The following is a 21,951-nucleotide window of genomic DNA, read 5'->3' as shown; positions in this document are numbered from 1 at the left end:
TTAATCCGAACAATGAACAAGAAAGCGCAGGTCCCCGCGATCGCAGGTCTCCACGCGGGATCTCAGGAAAGTGTCGTAACCCAGCCGGCCACCCCGAAACACTCCCAGCCCGGCCGGCCGAACCTCCGGAGCACGCAATTGCAGGCAAACCTCGCACTCGAACTGCCCTCCCGTCGCAAAGCCGAGCAGCCTGCCAAGCGCTACCGCCAGATCGCCTGAGGGAAGAAACGAGACATAGCGTTCGTAGCTCAGCGACCGTATGTGAATGCGGATGCGTAGATTCCGCTGCCAGACCCGATCACCGAGCAAGGTGTTCACTCCGAGCACCGCGTTGCACCCGCCCAATGCAGAGCGCTGGCCAGCAGGCGCCTCATACCAGCGCCCGACAAACTGCTCGATTGCGACATCCGCCTGGAAATACGCGCCCAGAACCTGTCTCAAGGTACTGGCAGATACCGGACGCTGCCGGAGAAGGCCGGCGAAGAAAGCCAGGGACTCGTCATTGATCTGCCCGGTCTTTCGATGCAGGCGTTCCCGAAGTGCGCTCTGACCGAGTCCAAGCAGAGACAGCAGCTGCGGCAGGAAATGGTTCCGGCGATCAGTCTCGTAGAGATATGGAAGCTTGTATTTCTTCCATGCGCGATAGAAATGACCAACGGCACGATTCACAAAGATGTCGAGGAATGCCCGCCCCGCGACGTCAGGACCATGCCGCTCCCGTTCGATAACCCTTTCCGTATAGTGCAGCGGCAGCGTGCCGCTCACCCCCAGCATGCCGATGAAGCCAGGCGTGATTTCGATGCGTTCGATGTCGGGATTGGAGTCACGCCCCGTGAAGGAGATGGATATCCCATCGATCTGGCTGGGCGCAAACCCCAAACGCAGGGAATTACGGAACAGGATCCTTTCGGACACCGGATCACCGCCCTTCTTCCGGAAAAGCAGCTCGTATGTACGTACGAGTTGGAAGAACTCGTATGCCGCAGGCTCCTGCTGACTATGCTCAATCAGGCTAGGACCGAATTGCCGCTGCGAGGCGCGCATCGGATCAATTCCTCCCCAGTTCGGCCCGAAAGGATCACCAGCTGAACGAAGCTGTTCAGGCCCACGTACAAACCCAGGAAACGGTCCAGGCAGGATGCAAAGACATGAAGACCGCTTCCTACGAAACTTGACTCATCTATGCTCAAACGAACCTCGAAGCCTCGGACAAAGCACGCGAACGGCTTACCCTGCATCCAGATGGTTTTTTCCTGGCGGTCGATGGACAGCAGCCCCTCGAGTCTCCGGCGGGACGTCGCAGTCCGCGGCAGGTCGTACAGCGCCAGCATTTCCTTGAATGCAGCGAGGCCACTCCCGGTCAGGGAGAGGTGGTTGAGGGAGAGATGGGAAATGAGACGCCATTGGGCATCGCCATGGTGATCGAAACGCCAGGGGTGCGAAGGCTTTTTCAGCAGGCGCACGACGACCGCCTGAGAGCCGCCCCCGAGGAGCAGATCTCCATCCGTCCCGCCCCAGGACATCAGAGTCGGCAACTCCCGGTTCGAACAGGTAAGCCGGAGACTCAGGACATCATTCTTGGGCTGAAACGGATCGCTATCAGTATCGACCACCGACAACAGCGTTTCGAAACCGGGACTACTTTCCGCAACCATGCTGTCGCGCTGCACAAACCAGTAATGGCCATACACGTCGGGCGTTTCCCCGTGCCGCAGGGAGAAGAAAGGACGAAACTCCACGATCGACTCACCCTCGGGGGTCTGACGCACCCGGTGCACACTGTCGATCGAGTACACCTCATATGCCGATGGCCGACGCCCGTCAGCCACGACCGGGTAGGTGGACGTCTGCCCTGATACACGAATGGGGTCGCCACACTGCTTGAACAGATTGACAACAGGCACACACCCCAAGCGCAGATTGTGCGTTGCCAAGGTCTTCAGCAAACGCGATCGGTCACCGTCAGATCGCAAGCCCCCTAATGCCACATGCAGGCGGATCCGCTCCCTGCCGTGAATCGATGGAGGCAGGTTACGCAGATCCAGATCAAAAAAATTGAATTTTTCAGGAAAGCAGAAATACTCGGTCAAGTATCGATAGGCTTCGTGCGCCGACGGAGGCATCTCGATGAGCGCCTCATCGGCCACCAAACCAACCTCACCAAGCATCTCCTTCGAAACCGCTTCCCAACGGAAATCATCGGCCTCCGCGTAGACTTTCAGGCGGTTCAGGAACAAGGCATCCCGTAGTGCCGACGCGACCGAGGGCTCGGCATCAATATAGAAGCGCAACTTTCCTATGTCATTAATCGCGCGGCCTTCCGACGATCCCTCTAACCGCAGGGCAAACGACAGAATGGCATTGCACCCCACGGGCAGCAGGACACCAGCGGGAGCACTCCCAACTGGATCAAACTTCAGATCAGCAACGGAAACAGGCAGAACCGCAAGATCCCATGCTGTCCTGAAACGGCACCCAACCCCCTTGATCGGCCTGGACTGGAGTTCCGTGCCCCTTGGGACGAGGAGGGAATCCGCAGATGCATCCTGCTCCGGAGGGGAAAAGCAGGCGATGGCGCAGCTCGGAAATGCACGAAGATAGTGAGGATACAGGACGCTCAACAGCGCCTCGGTGAATTGGGGATAGCCATCCTCGATCTTCTTCGATACCCGGGCCGTCAACAATGCGAAGGATTCGATCATCCTTTCCACATGCGGATCTTCGCAACCATCGCCCGACAGCGACAACTGCGCAGCGACCTTTGGATAACGTTCGGCAAACGCCCTGCCATGATTGCGCAGAAAGGCGAGTTCGCGTTCGAAATAAGGCAGTAGATCCTTCATTCAAGCCCTCGTCCGCATCGATCGCTGACTCACGGAATACTGCAGGCAAGTCGGCTGCAACGTGGCATCAAAGGCAACACGCTCCTCGGCAAAACTCACGACCAGCATGGCGTGGATTGAAAAAAGCAGCGCATTTACGGTCTTGTGCTCAGGCTCGAGTTCGACCCGCACATCCTTGAGACGTGGCTCATAGGCATTGATGGCCGCCTTGATGGCACTGCATATCTGGCGCCGGTCATGGACGCTGACCAAGTTCAGGCCGGCAAAGTCCGCCAGCCCAAAACCGATTACTGAGCGAGCGGCCAACGGACAATCCTTGTGCAGCAAATCTTCAACGACAATCCGGGTATTCAGAAGCGCCTCGAGATCCCGTGCCACGCCATCTATGAGTTGCACCAAGCTGTATCGTCGATGCGCGGCAACACCAGGCAACTCTTCGAACAACTTGTCGAACAGGGATGGCTCGAATCCATTTGCCATAGCAATCCCTCTCCGCGCCCCCAATATGTGTTACGTGAGATTGGGAGTGTTCTTGGCGAGGTTCCAGGCACCCTGGATGTTCACCTTGCCAGACTTGGTCCCATCAATATTGAGTTCATCGTAAGTCCACTTCACAGCCGAGTATTTGAGGGTAAAGCTCTCCTTCGGAATCCCCTCCTCCGCAACAACCGGCGAGACGGACGCGACGATCACGTTCTTCAACTCGATCTTCAGATACTGGTGCCGGTTCTGGGTCGCCGACGGATTTCCGGTGGTATTCTTTCCGCCAAATGCGCGATAGAAATAGATGATGACATCGTTCACGACAAGGCCCGACGAACAGGCTTGATAGAGCTTCGGACTGGCCCCGTCGATGTCTTTTGTGAACACCATTTCGTCGTGCTCCACGCGCTCCGCGGTATGCCCTCCGGCGGCCGAAGCCGTGGCAGACTTCGGTTGGCGCATCGTGTGGCTCCAGCTGTACACCTCGACGGTGTCCTTATGCTTGGTATCCCGGGAGTCGCCCTTGATGTCGCTGCCCTTAAACTCGATGTAGATGTCCTTCATTCCTGCCTCCGCCTTTCACGTTGATAAGGTCAATTCTTTCCGTTCGGTAGTTCTGCTACCAGACGCAATGACACGGACAATTCGTCCAGCTGGAAATGGGGACGAATGAATGAAACGGCACGGTATGCCCCCGGTCGGCCGGGTATTTCGCTGACTTCAATCGCGGCCTCTCTCAGCGGGAATTGCGCCTTGGTTTCCTGCGAGGCGGAATCGTCAGTCGTCACGTAATTATCGATCCAACGCTGCAGATAGCTCTGGATATTCGCCGCAGTCGCAAAGCTGCCGATCTTCTCCCGCATCATCGCTTTCATGTAATGGGCAATCCGCGAGACCGCAAAGATGTATTGCAACTGGGCCGACAAGGTCGCATTGGCGTTGGCGGAATCCGTATCGTACTTTCTGGCTTTCTGGGCTGACTGAGCGCCGAAGAACGCCGCGTAATCGGTATTTTTGCAATGGACCAACGAGATGAACCCCAGATCGTTCAGTTCCTTCTCCCGGCGGTCCGTTACCGACACCTCCGTCGGGCACTTCAGGACGACCTCACCGTCATCCGTCCGGAAAGTATGTGTCGGCAAATCATCCACCAACCCGCCCCCTTCGACGCCCCGGATGGCAGCACACCACCCGTGTTGATCGAAGGCATCGGTGAGCCGCGCAGCAAAGGCAAAAGCCGCGTTGCACCACAAGTATTTGTCGTGATCAGCGCCGTCCACGTCCTCGACGTAGTTAAATCCTTCCGTCACCAACCCATCAATCGGGTTGTACGGCAGACGTCCAAGGAAGCGCGGCAACACCAGGCCGACATAGCGCGCGTCTTCCGAGCCACGGAACGATTTCCATTTCGCGTATTCCACTGTATCGAAGATCTTTGCCAGATCACGCGGCTTACCAAGTTCCACATAAGAGTCCAGACCAAAAATCTGGGGAGCCGCCGCCGTGATAAAAGGTGCATGCGCCGCGGCCCCAATATGAGACATCTGTTCGATGAAGAACATGTCTTCGGGCTGGCGAGTCACCTCAAATTGTCCGATGAGAGCTCCGAACGGCGCACCACCGAAGGTTCCAAACTCCTCTTCGTAGACTTTCTTGAACAGCGCACTTTGATCAAAATCGATAGCCGATCTGAAGTCCTTGACCAGATCTCGTTTGCTCGCGTTGAACAGTTTGATCTTGAGGTGCGTCCCCGTGGATGTCTTCTTACACAAGTAGTACAACCCGGTCCAAGCACTCTCCAGAGATTGGAACTCCGGCGCATGCATGACACAACTGAGTTGCGCAGAGATCAGCCGATCCAACTCAGCCACTCTCGTATCAATGGCGGCAGCCAGATTTTGGGATACGATCACTTCGCCCTCCAGAACCTGGCGAACCAATTCCCCAATGATGTCCTTTGCGCGTGCCCTCTCGTTCGCCGACTGGGCGACCTTGCTTTCCTCTACAATTCGGTCCAACAGGCTAAACTCAGCACCGTCCCCGAATTCAGTCGCCACGAGTTGAGGTGCAGCCATTATTGCCCCTCCTCGGAGACTCTGACCTTCAAGGCGTTCAGATCTTCGGTATTAGCCAATACCTCACTGAGCAGATCCTCCAGCTTTTCGTTACCTGCAAGCTTGTTGCGCAAATCTGCCAGTTTGGCACGGGCCTCCTGCAGCTTCCGTAGAGGTTCGACCTGCCGCGCAACGGATTCCGGACGAAAGTCATCGAACTTCTTGAAGGTGAGCTGCACCCCTAGTTCTCCACCATCCTTCTGGAGAACATTCTTGACCTTGAAACTCGCTTGCGGAGCCATAGAAGCAATCACGTCATCGAAGTTGTCCATATCCACATTGACAAACTTCCGATCACGCACTTTTCCTTGCGGCACATTTGACTGAGCAGCAAAATCGCCTAGTACACCGACAACGAAAGGTAACTCCTTCATTTCAATGGCATCGCCCACCTCGACGTCGTAGGTAAGCTGCACTCTTGGAGGCCGTACCCTTTGCAGCTGTTTCTGAATACTCTCTTTTTTTGCCACGGCTGTATTCCTACGGTAGTTATCGGACCCGATCATTCGGGAGGGAGAAAACGATCGCTTATTTCAACGCATCGAAAGGGTTCCCGCCCGCCGCAGCCGACCGAGGGTCCCCTTCTCCCCCTGCCTTGCGCCGCACCGCAGGGGCTACTGGAGGCTTGGACCTGACCGAACGCACTTCTCGTCTGGGATCAGCCTGAGGAACTAGGACGTCCTCACCCAAGGTTTCCCGCATTACTTTGACGAGCCCGACCGCGTCCGTATGCGCACTTCCCTTCAGTTCCGTGTCACTCCGAAGCTCGTATAACGACTGCCCCGCGATCCGCAGTCCGGCCACGGCACGAATCACTTTCGCCGAGCGCTCTGTAGGATCCCGCTGCAACACCTCCTCTGCAGCCAAAATAGCCTGAGCATAATTTCCGGCATCAAAGTAGATCTTGGCCTTTCGAGCCCACGGCTCCTTCCTGTCAGGATTTCGGCGTGACATGTCATCTAGGAGCTGGATCGCTTCCTTTTGACTGCCTTGCTGCAGCAAGGAGTCCACGGACTTGCCAGACACTTCGAGCACTGCGTTGAACTCCTGGGGCTTCAACGACGGCGGCGTCGATGCACATCCTGACAGCAGACCGATGAGCACAAACGATTCAAAAGATCTTCTTTTCCACATAGACATCCATTCAAGAAGGACAGAGCCAACACGCCCCAAGAAAGATACCAAAGGCATAGTAATACATATGACTATGGCGTTACAATACTTAATATGGATTATTTGAAGAGCTAGACCGCATGCGCTGCAGCATCCCCCTCCATCCGGCTCGCCTTGCGACCTTCGTGACCTGCATGTTCCTCGCAGGCTGTGGGGGCACGGCGGTTGTACAAGCTGCAAGCAGCGTCCTCGACATTGCGCTGAGTACAGCAAAGCTGACCGACAGAGCTGCAGGCAACAAACCACCAAACGAGATTCCACTGAGAATCCATGCCGGAGAACAGCTCAACACATCCCGCGAAGGCAAACCCCTATCGCTAGTTGTCCGGGTCTACTCACTTCGCTCCACAGAGCGGCTGAAGACGCTTACATATGAACAGCTGGTAACACCAGAAGGCGAAAAAGAGGGCCTGGGGGAAGACTTGATATCAACCCGCGAACTCATCCTTCTACCGGGCAAGACCCACACCTTGCAACTCCGAAGCCCCCCGGAAACCACAGCGATAGGCATCGCGGGGCTCTTTCGCGCGCCATATACGGGGAGATGGAAACTCGCCTTCGATCCGAACACGACGACCGAAATCGTCGTTGGAGCTCACGCTTGCGCCCTGACAACAAGTTCTGCCACCCAGATTCCCGAGCCTGGCAGCAGATCTGCCAACTCCCTTGTAGGCGTTCAATGCAACCGATAGGCAATCCCGAAAAATGAATCAAGCACAACCGCTATGGGGCGAAGGACTCTTCCTCCGCCCCCAACATTTTCAACAACAGGACATCTATACCGATGCAATGAACCGACGCACCTTGCTGGCGGCGAACCCATATGCCTGGGGGGTCAGGGAACTGAGACTGGACAAGGAGGCACTACACAATGGAGTCCTGCGGTTCACCCAAATTGATGCGATGTTCTCAAACGGTGATTCACTACTTGCTCCGGATATCGACCAGCTTCCCCCACCTCTTTCCCTCAACGACATGACCATTGATGACGAAGGTATGATTTTTCATATCGCTATACGGCATCTGAATCCCCAGGGAGGCAATTGCGCGCAAGATCTCGCCACCGGCAGCGACGCCCGATATCTTGTCATCTCAACGGAAACACAAGATCTGTTCTCGGATGCAACGGAAGCTGACATCTCCCGCTTAAGCAAAATCACGCAGATCAGGCGGAAAAACGAACCCAATGACCTGTTTCAGACACTTCCGGTTATCCGGATTAGCAGAACGTCAAGCAATGGCTTCGAAATGGACCCAAGCTTCATTCCCCCATCCGTCAGCCTCCGAAGCAACGCCAGGCTCCATCTCATGCTTCGACGGCAGATTGATGCACTCCTCGCCAAGGTCGATGCCCTGTACGGCCTGCACAGGGAACCTTCGAAAAATATCATCGAGTTTCGCTCCGGCGACATCGCCTCGTTCTGGCTCTTGCACACAGCCAACTCAGCCTGTGCCGCACTAACCCACGTACTGCGCAACCCGGAAACCCATCCAGAGCGTCTTTTCCAGGAGTTACTGCGACTGGCAGGCGGATTGCTGACGTTTTCACGTCACCACACGCTCAACGACCTGCCAAGCTACGATCACGCCCATCCAGGCCCATGCTTTACCTGTCTCGACGCTCTGATCCGGGAGCTTCTGGACACTGTGATCTCGACCCAGTACTTCGCCATCGCGCTTGCACGCCCGAAGCCTGCGTTTCACACGGGGAAATTGGATTCCGAAAAAATCGATGAAAAAACGCGCTTCTTCCTGTCTGTCAGCGCGGCTCATCCGCAGTCCGAAATCATCGAATCCATCCCATTCCGCTTAAAGGTAGGGGCACCCGATGATGTGGAGAAGCTGGTGCTCTCCGCCATGGCCGGCGTACGGCTCATTCACACAGCACAAGTCCCCGCAGCCATCCCCGTACGACCAGGCGCTTGCTACTTTGCCCTCGAGGGGCACGGCCCCCTCTATGAGCGGATGCTCAAAGCACAGTCCGTCATGATTTACGCCCCTGAGAGCTACCAAGATCTCAGCATCGAGATGATTGCAGTCATATCATGAGTTCAATACCCAGCCTCTTTGCCGAAGCCGCTCAGCCCACCACCTACAACCAGCCGGTATCCGGTACTCACACTCTGGTCGACCTGCTATACGACGGCTTTCACTTGCTGATACTGCTTCGCATGGGCTGCCTGCCCAAAGATGAAAGCAAGTTTTCAAGCACGCTACAAGAACTGCTGGGAACCTTCGAACACAAAGCCAGGAAACTCAACTTCAGCAACAACGACATCGTCAACACGCAATATGCCTTTTGTGCAGTCGTCAACGAATTCATCCTGTCCACACAAAATCAAATCAGGGAAACCTGGGAACGCCGCCCACTTCAGCTGCTTCTGTTCGGAGAACAACTGGCTGGAGAGCACTTTTTCGACAAGCTGGAGCAGGCGCGCAATAGTGGCGCGCAACGCATCGCGGCACTTGAAGTCTTCCATATGTGCCTGCTGATCGGATTCAAAGGACGTTACGTTCTTGAAGGCCCGGAAAAGCTCCAATATCTGATATCGCAACTCGGAGATCAGATCAGACATATCAAAGGCAAGCCCGCCGGATTTGCCCCCAACTGGGCACGGCCCGACAACATCATCAACTCGATCCGCCAGGAGATTCCTACGTGGATCGTAGCATCCGCTCTGGCGCTATGCGGCCTGCTCGCCTACGCGGGCCTGCTGTTTCTCGGCCAGGACACCGTGTCGTCGTCCCTGAGCGCATACGCCAACGTTATTGAGCCTCCACAGCGCAGCCCCACGTTGACCGTGATCCTGCCGTAGCTGTGTCGGCACGGCCTCTCGGCAACAGTAATCTGGACTACTACGGCTATTTGACGATCGCTGTAATGATATCGACATCGCGTTCGGATCGCGGAGCGTACTTTGTTGGGCCCGGTTTGGTAACAGGCCCGCCCGCAACATTTACCTCCTGTCTTTTGGCCGGCAGCCTGCCCGCTTCAGCTGATCGCCGGGTAGCCTTCTTCTTCCCCCTCAGCCACACACCCGGTCTGGGTACTGAAACACGATGCGACTCTTTCCACCTAACCGTTGCATTAGTGGACAGCCGTCCATCCGCAGGACTCACTTCTCGCCCTCCTTCTGCTCCAGCAACGACAGACTTTGCATCTCCGGATGGCATGGGCGAGCCCTCCCGGTCAGTACCGGGCCCAACGACCCCAGCCCCCCTCACGGAACTTAGAGGGGTCGAGGGAACAGGAGACTCCATGTGCGGCCCTCGTTCAACTCTCGACAAATCGGCCTCGACACGCCTCTCAAGCCCCTGCCGTACCCCTTGCCTGATCATAACTGCCCGCGCGGCCTTGGCATCGGTCGGGTCAGTCCCGTCCCGCCAGATCCATACCCCACCCGCAGCAATCCCGACAGCAAGCCCCCCTATCCCGGCAAGCCAGGCAGCTCTTGCCCGCAACTCTGGAGACAAAGCTCGAACGCTCCTAGAGGAATTCAAATCACTCAGGATCCTTACTGAAGAGCCAGCGCCTAGCCCTTCCCCCCGAACACTCTCGTTTTTTTCGCCCATCACCAGAAATTTGCCATTGGCATAATCAAACATTGCGATAAAATACCAAAAAAATTCACATGTCATGTATTTTATATTCTATGCCATAAAAAATGCGACTCTCAGCCTGTGCTACTGACAACCACACCTTGCGTCAGCGCCATGGGATCACGCCCCTCGAGCCAGCACACGTCACCCAAGGCTTTCCCACGTGATCCTGTACAGCGTGCTTACCTACTTCGTGCTCATCGCAGCCGGAGTAGCCCTATTCGTTCTACCGGGGCCGCGACCCCGGTTATGGGCTGCTCCGGGCAAAAAACGAGATCGCAGCAAGACACTTCCGCTTAGGTCCTGTACACATCGCCGCCGCCTCCTCGCTCGGCGCAAAAGGGATTTAATACCATTAGCATTGATCAAGACCGCATTAAGCCACCCCATCCACAGCATAGGAGTCACGCTGATGCTGACCGCGCCATCGCTGATGATTCTCAGTCTGAACGACTCTAAGGTCTTCGAGTTCGATAGCACCGGGCAATTCACCGCCCCACAGGTCTCTGCGCTGCTCGAAGGGGAACGCCTGACTCCTCCACCGCCACTTCCTCCCGAAGTGTTTGCGACACAGGAAATAGAGAGCATCCGACCCGATGTAGTCCATGCCAGCCGCAACTGGCAACTGCTTGACCCGGAATTCACGCAACGCCTGCTAATCGTTTTTCGCTTGATGGAAGAACGACATGGGTATCGCATGGCGCTGGTGGAAGGCTACCGCAGTCCTGAGCGACAGGCACAATTGTTCGACCAGGGCGGCCATGTCACCAAGGCCAAGGCCAACATGAGCTACCACCAATACGGCTTGGCGGCAGACAGCGCGTTTTTCAAAGATGGGAAGATTGTCATTTCGGAACGCGCCCCGTGGGCCATGCGTGGCTATGAGCTATATGGGCAGGTCGCTGAAGAACTTGGACTCACCTGGGGCGGACGATGGCAACTTCGGGATTTCGGCCATGTGGAGCTCCGTCGCAAGAATGTCCTCGGTCAGGCTGCTCGTTAGGAAGCAGATCTCAACAAATCTTCTCAGAGTGACCAACAAAACCAAACGATGCTTCTATTCCGAAACCTGATCACCAGACACCAGACTCTTTCATTTCTGGGTATCTGGCTACTCGCTCTCACACTACTGCTGGGAGCCTGGCTGCTCCAACTTCCCATGCGATGGGTAATCTTCACATGCGGTCTGCTTGCTGCCATCTGGATAGGCATGTTGATACGCCAGCACCGTATGGCTCGACGCGCAAGTACGGATCTCAGTGAGATGCTCGAGAATCAGGGAGAAGCCTCACGTTCTCCTGACGATACGGACCCCGAGCGGGTGGACGCCCTTAAGCTGCGCATGCAGGATGCCATCAAGAAAATAAAAGCCTCAAAGCTCGGCCAGTTATCCGGCTCCGAAGCCCTCTACGAACTCCCCTGGTACATCACCATAGGCAACCCCGCAGCGGGCAAGAGCACCGCAATCGTCAATTCAGGATTGCACTTCCCATTCGACGACGGTGGCCAAGCCGTCATCAAGGGTATCGGTGGGACCCGGAACTGTGACTGGTTCTTCACTACGGAAGGCATCCTGCTCGATACGGCCGGCCGCTACAGCGTCCGTGAAGAGGACAGCGCGGAGTGGCTCGGTTTTCTGGGACTGTTGAAGAAGCACCGTCCCAGAGCCCCAATCAACGGAATTCTAGTTGCGGTGAGCATAGGCGAATTGATCCACTCTGAACCAGAGTTCGCGCTGAACCTCGCCAAAGACCTTCGGCAACGCATGCAGGAATTGACGGAACAGCTAGAGGTCTTCGCCCCGGTCTACGTACTATTTACGAAAGCAGACTTGCTTCCCGGCTTCTGCCATTTCTTCTCTGATCTGGACTGGATTGAACGGAATCGCGTCTGGGGTGCGACGTTTCCTTATGAACATGCAACAGGCGGGCAAGACGTCATGCCTCTCTTCGAAAAGCGCTTCGACGAACTCTATCTCGGCCTGCGAACGGCAAGTGTCGCACGCCTGTCACACAGTTACAGTGAGAGCCCCATTCCGGAACTACTCACCTTCCCCGCCGAATTTGCCGCGATAAAGCCAGCTTTACGCGCATTTATTGCAACGCTCTTTGAAGAGAACCCGTTCCAATTTCAACCGGTTTTCCGCGGGTTCTACCTCACTTCGGCTATTCAAAACGAAGACACATCAGCCTTATCCAGCGAGCGCGTCGCTCGAGAATTCGGGCTGTCAGCGCAACCCACGAACTCATATGCCCAAAGCACAGCTCAAGGATATTTTCTCAAACAACTTTTCTCAGAAGTCATATTTTCTGATCGCAATCTAGTTCGTCAACACACAACCCGGGCGCATTATCTGTGGCGTCAAACTGCCATCGTTGGAAGCCTCGTAGTTCTCGGGGCAGCTCTGGCCGGCTGGAGTTGGTCCTACATGAACAATCTCAGCCTGCTCAAGAACGTCGAACAGGATCTTGCCAAGGCTGTCAAGATTCAAGATGGTCGATTTGACCTGCAATCCCGTCTCGAAGCGCTGGAAATCCTTCAGGACAGACTTGCTCAACTAGAACGCTTTAACGAGCATCCCCCTTTAGCGCTCGGACTAGGCCTCTACCGCGGTGAGCAAATGGCCGACAAGCTGCGCGAGGAATACTTCGCCGGCGTTTCGGCAGTCATGTTGCTCCCTATCAAGAATGCCCTGGAGAACTTCCTAGCTGAGGTCAACCGACACGAGAATATCGCCTCCCCCCAAGCCCAGGCAGTAGCAATGCATGCCCCCACTCAATACAAGAGCGCAAATGCATCCAATATCGAAGACAGCTACAACGCCCTGAAAACTTATCTGATGCTATCGAGCCACGAACACATCGACGTTGGACATCTTTCAGACCAGATCACCCGCTTCTGGCGCGGCTGGCTCGAAGCCAACCGCGGCGCGATGGAAAGGGAGAAGATGATCACCTTGGCCGGTCGCATCGTATCTTTCCATCTAGAACATGCAAGCGCATACGACTGGCCAACGATCAGCAACAACCTCGCGCTGGTTGATGGCGTGCGCGAAAAATTACGCCGGGTAGTTCGCGGAATGCCCGCCGCCGAACGCGTGTATGGCGAAATACGTGCAAGGGCTTCAACACGCTTCGCCCCAATGAGCGTCGCTAGTATCGTAGGCGCAGACAACGCCCCTCTAATCAGCGGTAGTCGCGTGGTTTCAGGAGCCATGACAGCAGAAGCGTGGAAGGATTACGTCCAGCCGGCGATCAAGGACGCAGCAACTAACGCCCAAGAAAGCGCGGATTGGGTTTTGCAAAGCTCCAATAAAGATGACCTCACGCTGGAAGGCAGCCCTGAACAAATCCAGAAGGCGCTAACGGCGATGTACAAACGCGACTTCACCGAGGAATGGAAACAGTTCATTCTGGGCATCAGCATCACGCCCTTCCCCACGTTTCCGGAGGCTGTAACCGCAATGGGACGTCTCGGCGCCCCCAACATATCCCCAATCGGAAAATTACTGAGGACTATTTCTGAACAAACCGCTTGGGACAATCCGCAACTAACCCACGTCGCACTACAGAAAGCCCAGAGTGGTGTCGTGGAATGGTTCAGACAATCTGTTCTGCAGATCACTCCAGTTCAGATCACATTGGATAGCGGCGCACTTCCCAAGACCACAGAGCCCGTTCTAGGTGCAGTAGCTAGAGAGTTCTCAGCCATCGATCGCCTTGCTGCCCCCCGAGATGGGGGAGAGTCGCTTCTCGAGACTTATCTCAAGCAACTATCCAAGATTCGCTCCCGTTTAAACGAATTGAAGAATCAAGGCGATCCTGGCCCCGGAGCACTCAAGGTCATGCGGGAAACCCTGGACGGCGGCAACTCGGAATTGGCAGAGACACTCAAGTTTGTCGATGAGCAGATGCTCACAGGAATCCCTGAAAGCCAGAGGACGACCCTACGCCCGCTCCTGCTCCGCCCTTTACTGGAGACTTACACCGCACTTATCAAACCAGCAACGGAAGATCTTAATAAGACATGGGTGGCGCAAGTTTACGAACCTTTCACGCGCCGGTTGGCAATCAAATATCCCTTCTCTCCAAAGGCCGGCATAGAGGCATCCCCCGCGGAGATTGCCCAGATGTTCGGTCCCGATGGTGCTATCTCCAAGTACGTGGAAGCTACCATAGGGTCTCTAGTCGTTCGTCGCGGTAGCACCATCACCCCCCGCACCTGGGGCGATCTGGGCCTCACGTTGCAGCCCGAATTCATGACCGGATTCGCCCAATGGGTCTCTCCCCTCGAAGGCGGTGCGGCAAGCGATACCGGGCAAGGTGGCGCACTACAAACCCAGACGGTCTTCATGCTAAGGCCTCAGCCATCACCGGGCCTAACCTCCTACACACTAGAAATAGATGGGCAGAAGCTCACCTACCGTAACGGTGCGCCTCAATGGACCAGCTTCACATGGCCAGGCACTTCAAATGCGCCTGGCGCAAAGATCACTGTAAGTACCTATGACGGGAAAACCCTGGACACTGTCAACCACCCTGGTCGATTCGGACTGGAGAAGATGATCAACGCCGCGCAACGCAGCAAACAACCTGACGGGAGCTTCCGTCTGAGCTGGAAAAATGAGGGGACCGAAGTCAGTATCGATCTGAAAGTCATCAGCAATACGCAAGCGCAAGGATCCTCACCAACAACCCAAGGTCAGCGAGGCCTCGGCGGCCTCACACTTCCGGACAGCGCGATCACTCGGGCGACCGTCCCCCAGGCTCCGTCAGAGGGTGGCAGGTGACGAACCACAATGCTACATATTTCGGCAAAACCCCTCTGCATGCTGACTTCGTGTACGGGAGAGGAAGCCAAAAGCTAATCGGCCTTCTCGACAACTGGGTTGCGAGATCAATGGAGCAGCTATGCCAGACGCCGAACTGGAAATCCACCTATAACGGCACCGGAGCGATCGACTTCGCCTTTGTCAGTCCGACAAGCACGCTTACCCTGATCGGAAGCCTGCGTGCCAGCCAGGATAGGTCAGGTAGACATTTTCCATTTCTGACGGCCTCCACCATTCAGAGAAATGATGTACGTCTGTTCCGGTACGGCCCGTCAGTCCTAGCAAATAGCTACAGTATCCTTTCAAAATTAGCGGACTCGACTTTGGCAGGAATGGAACTGGACAGACTTCAGGACAAACTGGACCAGTTAGACTGCGCCCGAGACTTCGATTTAACGATTGCCAACGACCCTCTTGGTCATTTTGCGCGTGACACGACCTTGGAGGCATTGTCAGCGGCCCTGGGGGGACAAAACACAACTGAGGCTATTGCCAGAACAATCCTTGCCATAGGACTCCTCATGCAGCAACTTTTCACACGCGGGCACCCGCCGATTGAAAAGGAGTTGGAACTCCCCCTTCCAAACAATGCGAAAAATGAATATTGGCAAATTGCAGGGCTATGGCTCTATCTAATTACCGCTTTCATACGAAATCCATCGATAGAATTACAAATTGTCCTTGAGAGAAATCCAGCTAGGTCGCGAATGCTCATAGGATTTAATGGAGCCACAGCCCATCCACTATGCACTGCGCTTATGGGATACGCCCCCCGTGAGAGGACCCTATGCCTTATCGATCCACCATGGATCGATCGCCACCATAGCTATCAGTACGGCAACAGAGTACTCAAACTGTCGAGTTACCTTGCTCAACCGCCCCTGAGCCTTGAGTTAATTGTCAAGAAATTCAGGGAAGCTTTTTTTGAAAAATAGACCATGACCATTCGCAACGCGTTTTCTGCTGGGCTGCTGTCTGCACTCACAACGCTCGCAACAGCTCAAACTGACAACAAGTCACAGATCGCCCCCTCCCCCACCAAGAATACGGATGCTTCCAACGTTGTCGCCTCGGGCAACGTAGCCGACGAGGCAACCCGCCTAGCCATTCTCGGAAAACTGCGAGAGCTCTATAGAGAGCACAACATAGTCGATAGAATTTCCGTTGGGGGGGTATCTCCGCCTCCAAAATGGACAGAAAATATAGAAAAAATACTAAATAGCAATATAAAACAGATTCAAAATGGTCAAATATATGTAAATGGAACGCAAGTTTCACTGAAGGGGAATGTGGAAAGCGCAGCACAACGTCAGCAAATATCCACGGCCCTCACAACCTCACTGAGCCCACACTATACAATCACCACCGCACTTACTGTTTCAGAATCACGTCAAGAGGTACTGGATAAGGCCTTATCTAATCGGGTCGTCGAATTTGAAAGTGGATCAGCCAATTTAACATTAACAGGTCAGGCCATTCTTAATGACATGGCTTTTGCCATAAAACAGACAAATGCAAAAAATTTAAAAATAATAGGACACACTGACAATGCAGGAGGCCGTCAATCCAATATAGAACTAAGCCTTGCCCGGGCCAATGCGGTACGCAGTTTTCTCAGCAGCAAAGGAATTCCCATAACGAGTTTGAGCACAATAGGCGCGGGCCCCGACCATCCAATCCGAAACAACGACACAGCCCAGGGGCGTGCTCAAAACAGACGTATTGAATTCCAACTTCTGGAATGAATTCATCGTTGTATTTCAGGCCCAAAACTCACTTCAGCAACATCATTTTATCGAGAACATCTCTTTCAACCTATCACTTCCTAGCCCCTATCCATTACCCTGAATCACCCCATTTTCGCGAAACCGCCTGCCAAGTTCCTCTTGGTGTGGCGGCTATCCGCAATGCGATGAATCGGGCCTTTGCCCGCTGTGCTCTGGCGGATCGGTTCTGTAATACCCACGTGCTTCGGCGCTCAATGGCCACCCGGCTGCAGAAGACGGGTGTGTCCATCAAGGAGATTGCCGATTTGCTCCGCCACCGGGATGTGAACACCACCAAGGTGTATGCCCGCGTCGACCTTGAACGCCTGCGAACGGTCGCCTTGCCTTGGCCGGGGAGCGCATCATGAGCGCTACCACGACCTGGGCGGCCCGGGTGGAGGCCTACCTCGCTTATCGTCGCAGCTTCGGCTTTGAGTTCTCGATCGAGGGCCACCAACTCGGATCGTTCGCCCGCTTTGCTGACCAACGTGGAGCCGAACGGCTCACGCTAGAACTGGCCACCGAGTGGGCACGCGCCTCACGCCACCCCCGTCCGATCAGCTGGGCGCGCCGCATCGAGGTACTGCGGGGCTTTGCCGCATTCTGCCTGCGCACAGACCCGGACACGGTCGTGCCGCCGCCCAAGCTCTTTGGCCCGGCCCACCGACGCCTGGTGCCGCATATCTATACCGCTGAGGAACTGCAGAGTCTCCTGGAAGCGACCGACCACCTGGGGCCCCCCGGCAGGCTGCACCCGGCCACCTGCCGGACTCTCTTCGGGCTGCTGGCGGCAACCGGACTGCGTATCTCCGAAGCGCTCAAGCTGACCCGGACCGATGTGGATCTCGAGGCGGGTGTGCTCGATATCCGGGACGCCAAGTGTCACCAGCGCCGCCTCGTTCCCTTGCATGCGAGCGTCACTGGGCACCTCCAAGCATATGCGCAGATGCGGGATCAGCTCGTCTCCGGCCCGTGCTGTGATCGCTTCTTCGTACGTGATGACGGCCGAGCCCTTGATCAGCGAAGCATGCTGTACGCGCTGCATCGGGTGTGTCGCCAGCTGGGCTGGCAAGTGCGCGGGGACCATGCCCATCACCGGCTGCACGATTTGCGCCACACCTTCATCGTACGTAGCGCACTGCGCCTCTACGAGCAGGGGGGCGACATTGAGCAGGGGCTGCCGATCCTTTCGATCTACGTCGGGCACGCCAAGGTGGTCGATACCTACTGGTACCTCACTGGCATCCCTGAGTTGATGGCCATCGCCGCTGCGCGTTTCCACCATTATGCCCAGGGAGAACCGACATGATCCCGCTACTCGCCGATCCCGCCGAGTTCGCTGAGTTCGCCGAGTTCGCCGCCTTGGTCCAACGTTTCTTTGCCGAGCGCCTCCTCCAGCAACAGGCTGTAAGCCCCAAGACCGTGGCGGCGTACCGGGACACCTTCCGGCTCCTGCTGGGCTATGCTGAGCGCCAGCTCGGCAAACCGCCTGCCAAGCTGGCCTTGGGGGATGTTGATGCGGAGTTGATCCTTGGCTTCCTGGCTCACCTCGAAGCTGAGCGCCACAACACGGTGCGTAGCCGTAATGCACGGCTCGCTGCGGTGAGGGCCTTTACCCGGTACGTTGCGTTGCAATGCCCGCCGGCCCTGCTGCTCGCGCAGCGTATCCTGGCCATCCCGATGAAACGCTTCGACAGGCCGCTGCTCGGGTTCCTCTCTCGAGGCGAAGTGCAGGCGCTCCTGACGGCGCCTGATCCTGCAACCTGGTGCGGTCGCCGGGATCGCGTGTTACTTCAGTTGCTCTACAACACGGGGGCCCGGGTCTCTGAACTCATCGACATCCGCGTCTGCGACCTGGAACTCGACATCACGCCGTCGGTACGCTTGCATGGCAAGGGGCGCAAGCAACGCACCGTGCCACTCTGGAAGGAGACCGTCATGGAGATCCGGCGCTGGCTCCTGTCCGCGGGCCTGCAAAAGGACCACGCGCTGCTGCCCAATCGATGGGGAAAGGCGATGACCCGTTCCAACGTCGCCGAGCGACTTGCCCGGGCGGTGAGTGCGGCAACACCGCGGTGCCCGTCGCTTCAGGGGCGGAGCATCTCGCCCCATACGCTGCGCCATACAACGGCGATGCACCTGCTGCAGGCCGGCGTCGACCTGACGGTCATTGCCCTATGGCTCGGGCACGAGAGTCCGGTGACGACCCATGGCTACATCGAAGCGGACCTGACCATGAAGGAGCGCGCCTTGGCTGCGATAGCGCCTGCAGAAACCCGAGGTACGCGCTACCGGCCGACCGATGCACTGTTGAAGTTCCTGCAAGCGCTGTGATTATGTGCAGCCGACCAGGGTGGGGCGCCGCGGATCGGGCGGCCCTCTGCCGGTGACTCAGCATAATTGTGGACTGAACATAATTGCGGTTATGCTGAACTCGACATAACCGCAAGAACTGGCTCTTTGCCGGCTCGCTACGCGCCGGCAAGCGAGCCGCGGCGATCATGAGTCTGATTCAGTCGGCGCGCCTCAATGGGCATGAGCCCTTCGCCTATCTGAAGGACATCCTCACTCGATTGCCGACTCAGCCCCAGAGTCGGATCGAGGAGATGCTACCCCATCGCTGGAGGCCGGATTCAGCCTGACGCTCGGTCAAGAGGGGATCGCCGGGTGCTTACAATGGTTTTTCCGGGGGCTTGCTTTGTTTCGGAGCTTTAAAGCGCAAAGCCCCCGCACGATGGAGTGCGAGGGCTTTGATGGGGTAAGTCTGACGATGACCTACTTTCACGCACGGTTGTGCACTATCATCGGCGCGGTCTTGTTTCACGGTCCTGTTCGGGATGGGAAGGGGTGGTTCCAAGACGCTATGGTCGTCAGACTATAACTTGTACCGCTTTCCGCGTTTTCGCGGTTGAAGCGTCAAAGGGAAGAAGTGTTCTTTGGGATGTATGACTGCGCGTTGCGCTTTATTCGTCTTGCATTTTTGCAAGGTTATAGGATCAAGCCTCACGGGCAATTAGTACTGGTTAGCTTAACGCATTACTGCGCTTCCACACCCAGCCTATCAACGTCGTGGTCTTCAACGACCCTTCAGGGGAATCGAGTTCCCAGGGATATCTCATCTTGAGGCGAGTTTCCCGCTTAGATGCTTTCAGCGGTTATCTCTTCCGGATTTAGCTACCCGGCGATGCGACTGGCGTCACAACCGGTACACCAGAGATCCGTCCACTCCGGTCCTCTCGTACTAGGAGCAGGCCCCCTCAAATATCCAGCGCCCACGGCAGATAGGGACCAAACTGTCTCACGACGTTTTAAACCCAGCTCACGTACCACTTTAAATGGCGAACAGCCATACCCTTGGGACCGGCTACAGCCCCAGGATGTGATGAGCCGACATCGAGGTGCCAAACTCCGCCGTCGATGTGAACTCTTGGGCGGAATCAGCCTGTTATCCCCAGAGTACCTTTTATCCGTTGAGCGATGGCCCTTCCATACAGAACCACCGGATCACTATGACCTGCTTTCGCACCTGCTCGACTTGTCGGTCTCGCAGTCAAGCCACCTTTTGCCATTGCACTATCAGTACGATGTCCGACCGTACCTAGGTGACCTTCGTACTCCTCCGTTACCTTTTGGGAGGAGACCGCCCCAGTCAAACTGCCTACCATGCACGGTCCCCGATCTGGATTCACAGACCTAGGTTAGAACCTCAACGACACCAGGGTGGTATTTCAAGGACGGCTCCTCTGGAACTAGCGTCCCAGTCTCATCGCCTCCCACCTATCCTACACAAGTCCCGTCAAAGTCCAATGCAAAGCTACAGTAAAGGTTCATGGGGTCTTTCCGTCTAGCCGCGGGGAGATTGCATCTTCACAAACACTTCAACTTCGCTGAGTCTCAGGAGGAGACAGTGTGGCCATCGTTACGCCATTCGTGCAGGTCGGAACTTACCCGACAAGGAATTTCGCTACCTTAGGACCGTTATAGTTACGGCCGCCGTTTACCGGGGCTTCGATCAAGAGCTTGCACCCCATCACTTAACCTTCCGGCACCGGGCAGGCGTCACACCCTATACGTCCACTTTCGTGTTTGCAGAGTGCTGTGTTTTTAATAAACAGTCGCAGCCACCGATTCTCTGCGGCCTCTTCGCCCTTCGGATGTACTCCTACAAGCTACCGAGGCATACCTTCTCCCGAAGTTACGGTATCAATTTGCCGAGTTCCTTCTCCTGAGTTCTCTCAAGCGCCTTAGTATCTTCTACCTGCCCACCTGTGTCGGTTTGCGGTACGGTCACTCTATGACTGAAGCTTAGAGGCTTTTCCTGGAAGCAGGGTATCAATCACTTCGGTCTCAAAGAGACCTCGTCGTCACGCCTCAGCTAAGCTCTCCGGATTTGCCTAAAGAGCACGCCTACACGCTTAAACCGGGACGTCCAACACCCGGCTGACCTAACCTTCTCCGTCCCCCCATCGCATCATAGAGCGGTACAGGAATATTGACCTGTTTCCCATCGACTACGCATTTCTGCCTCGCCTTAGGGGCCGACTCACCCTGCGTCGATGAACGTTGCGCAGGAAACCTTGGGCTTTCGGCGAGGGTGCTTTTCACACCCTTTATCGCTACTCATGTCAGCATTCGCACTTCTGATATCTCCAGCATCCTTTACAAGACACCTTCACAGACTTACAGAACGCTCCCCTACCATCTCTTACGAGATCCGCAGCTTCGGTTCATGGCTTGAGCCCCGTTACATCTTCCGCGCAGGACGACTCGACTAGTGAGCTATTACGCTTTCTTTAAAGGGTGGCTGCTTCTAAGCCAACCTCCTAGCTGTCTATGCCTTCCCACCTCGTTTTCCACTTAGCCATGTATTTGGGACCTTAGCTGGCGGTCTGGGTTGTTTCCCTCTTGACGATGGACGTTAGCACCCACCGTCTGTCTCCCGTGTATCACTTTCCGGTATTCGGAGTTTGCTATCGCGGGGTAGATCGCAATGACCCCCCCAACGATTACAGTGCTCTACCCCCGGAAGTGTCCGCACGAGGCACTACCTAAATAGTTTTCGGGGAGAACCAGCTATTTCCAAGTTTGTTTAGCCTTTCACCCCTATCCACAGCTCATCCCCTAATTTTTCAACATTAGTG

Annotated in this window: 17 protein-coding genes, 2 rRNA genes and 1 pseudogene (1 of these 20 only partly in view); 11 read left to right on the top strand and 9 right to left on the bottom strand. The window is 55.8% G+C overall.

Annotated elements, in window-relative coordinates; genetic code table 11:
• Genes tssG through AC1PQG_RS04750 form a run of 7 tightly spaced genes read right to left on the bottom strand, consistent with a single transcriptional unit; the run spans window position 1 to window position 6,544 of the window.
• Window positions 1–1,044 carry a type VI secretion system baseplate subunit TssG gene (tssG, locus tag AC1PQG_RS04780; RefSeq protein WP_481121503.1) on the bottom strand — a complete coding sequence of 348 codons (1,044 nt, stop codon included), beginning with the start codon at window positions 1,042–1,044 and terminating at the stop codon, window positions 1–3.
• Window positions 1,008–2,843 (bottom strand): type VI secretion system baseplate subunit TssF, encoded by a 1,836-nt coding sequence (gene tssF / locus AC1PQG_RS04775; protein WP_481121502.1) that lies wholly within the window; start codon window positions 2,841–2,843, stop codon window positions 1,008–1,010. The genes tssG and tssF overlap by 37 nt, the downstream gene beginning before the upstream one ends.
• Window positions 2,844–3,323 (bottom strand): type VI secretion system baseplate subunit TssE, encoded by a 480-nt coding sequence (tssE, locus tag AC1PQG_RS04770; RefSeq protein WP_481121501.1) that lies wholly within the window; start codon window positions 3,321–3,323, stop codon window positions 2,844–2,846. It lies immediately after the preceding gene.
• Between the two features lie 30 nt (window positions 3,324–3,353).
• Window positions 3,354–3,890, bottom strand: coding sequence for an Hcp family type VI secretion system effector (locus AC1PQG_RS04765; protein WP_481121500.1), 537 nt, complete (start codon window positions 3,888–3,890; stop codon window positions 3,354–3,356).
• A 29-nt stretch (window positions 3,891–3,919) separates the two neighbouring features.
• Window positions 3,920–5,401 (bottom strand): type VI secretion system contractile sheath large subunit, encoded by a 1,482-nt coding sequence (tssC, locus tag AC1PQG_RS04760; protein ID WP_481121499.1) that lies wholly within the window; start codon window positions 5,399–5,401, stop codon window positions 3,920–3,922.
• Complete coding sequence (tssB, locus tag AC1PQG_RS04755; RefSeq protein ID WP_481121498.1) at window positions 5,401–5,910, bottom strand: type VI secretion system contractile sheath small subunit; 510 nt, start codon at window positions 5,908–5,910, stop codon at window positions 5,401–5,403. Before tssB ends, tssC begins: the two co-directional genes overlap by 1 nt.
• Before the next feature lie 58 nt (window positions 5,911–5,968).
• Window positions 5,969–6,544: a tetratricopeptide repeat protein gene (locus AC1PQG_RS04750; protein ID WP_481121497.1), complete on the bottom strand. Its 576-nt coding sequence runs from the start codon at window positions 6,542–6,544 to the stop codon at window positions 5,969–5,971.
• Between the two features lie 149 nt (window positions 6,545–6,693).
• Between AC1PQG_RS04750 and tssJ the strand changes: the two genes are divergently transcribed.
• From tssJ to AC1PQG_RS04695, 11 genes and pseudogenes are all read left to right on the top strand, one after another.
• Entirely contained in the window at window positions 6,694–7,305 is a 612-nt protein-coding gene (tssJ, locus tag AC1PQG_RS04745; RefSeq protein WP_481121496.1) for a type VI secretion system lipoprotein TssJ, read from the top strand.
• A gap of 13 nt (window positions 7,306–7,318) precedes the next feature.
• On the top strand, window positions 7,319–8,662 hold the full coding sequence (gene tssK / locus AC1PQG_RS04740; RefSeq protein ID WP_481121495.1) for a type VI secretion system baseplate subunit TssK: 1,344 nt from the start codon (window positions 7,319–7,321) through the stop codon (window positions 8,660–8,662).
• Entirely contained in the window at window positions 8,659–9,429 is a 771-nt protein-coding gene (icmH, locus tag AC1PQG_RS04735; protein WP_481121494.1) for a type IVB secretion system protein IcmH/DotU, read from the top strand. The genes tssK and icmH overlap by 4 nt, the downstream gene beginning before the upstream one ends.
• Window positions 9,430–10,625: 1,196 nt before the next feature.
• Window positions 10,626–11,216 carry a M15 family metallopeptidase gene (locus tag AC1PQG_RS04730; RefSeq protein ID WP_481121493.1) on the top strand — a complete coding sequence of 197 codons (591 nt, stop codon included), beginning with the start codon at window positions 10,626–10,628 and terminating at the stop codon, window positions 11,214–11,216.
• Window positions 11,217–11,264: 48 nt separating this feature from the next.
• Window positions 11,265–15,002: a type VI secretion system membrane subunit TssM gene (gene tssM, locus AC1PQG_RS04725; protein ID WP_481121492.1), complete on the top strand. Its 3,738-nt coding sequence runs from the start codon at window positions 11,265–11,267 to the stop codon at window positions 15,000–15,002.
• Window positions 14,999–15,979: a type VI secretion system-associated protein TagF gene (gene tagF, locus AC1PQG_RS04720; RefSeq protein WP_481121491.1), complete on the top strand. Its 981-nt coding sequence runs from the start codon at window positions 14,999–15,001 to the stop codon at window positions 15,977–15,979. Before tssM ends, tagF begins: the two co-directional genes overlap by 4 nt.
• A gap of 3 nt (window positions 15,980–15,982) precedes the next feature.
• Window positions 15,983–16,789 (top strand): OmpA family protein, encoded by an 807-nt coding sequence (locus tag AC1PQG_RS04715; RefSeq protein WP_481121490.1) that lies wholly within the window; start codon window positions 15,983–15,985, stop codon window positions 16,787–16,789.
• A complete protein-coding gene (locus AC1PQG_RS04710) occupies window positions 16,786–17,178 on the top strand; it encodes a tyrosine-type recombinase/integrase (protein WP_481121489.1) in 393 nt (130 codons plus the stop codon). The genes AC1PQG_RS04715 and AC1PQG_RS04710 overlap by 4 nt, the downstream gene beginning before the upstream one ends.
• Entirely contained in the window at window positions 17,175–18,119 is a 945-nt protein-coding gene (locus AC1PQG_RS04705) for a tyrosine-type recombinase/integrase (RefSeq protein ID WP_481121488.1), read from the top strand. Before AC1PQG_RS04710 ends, AC1PQG_RS04705 begins: the two co-directional genes overlap by 4 nt.
• On the top strand, window positions 18,116–19,144 hold the full coding sequence (locus AC1PQG_RS04700; RefSeq protein WP_481121487.1) for a tyrosine-type recombinase/integrase: 1,029 nt from the start codon (window positions 18,116–18,118) through the stop codon (window positions 19,142–19,144). Before AC1PQG_RS04705 ends, AC1PQG_RS04700 begins: the two co-directional genes overlap by 4 nt.
• 110 nt (window positions 19,145–19,254) lie before the next feature.
• Window positions 19,255–19,452, top strand: a pseudogene (locus AC1PQG_RS04695) (transposase domain-containing protein); the annotation flags it as partial.
• A 120-nt stretch (window positions 19,453–19,572) separates the two neighbouring features.
• On the opposite strand, the gene rrf reads toward AC1PQG_RS04695, so the two are convergent.
• Window positions 19,573–19,685 (bottom strand): 5S ribosomal RNA (gene rrf / locus AC1PQG_RS04690).
• A 117-nt stretch (window positions 19,686–19,802) separates the two neighbouring features.
• Window positions 19,803–21,951 (bottom strand): 23S ribosomal RNA (locus AC1PQG_RS04685); it runs 735 nt beyond the window's last position.

It is taken from the genome of Zoogloea sp. GDB6 (genome assembly GCF_056724105.1).
This window is presented reverse-complemented; position numbering and strand designations above follow the sequence as displayed.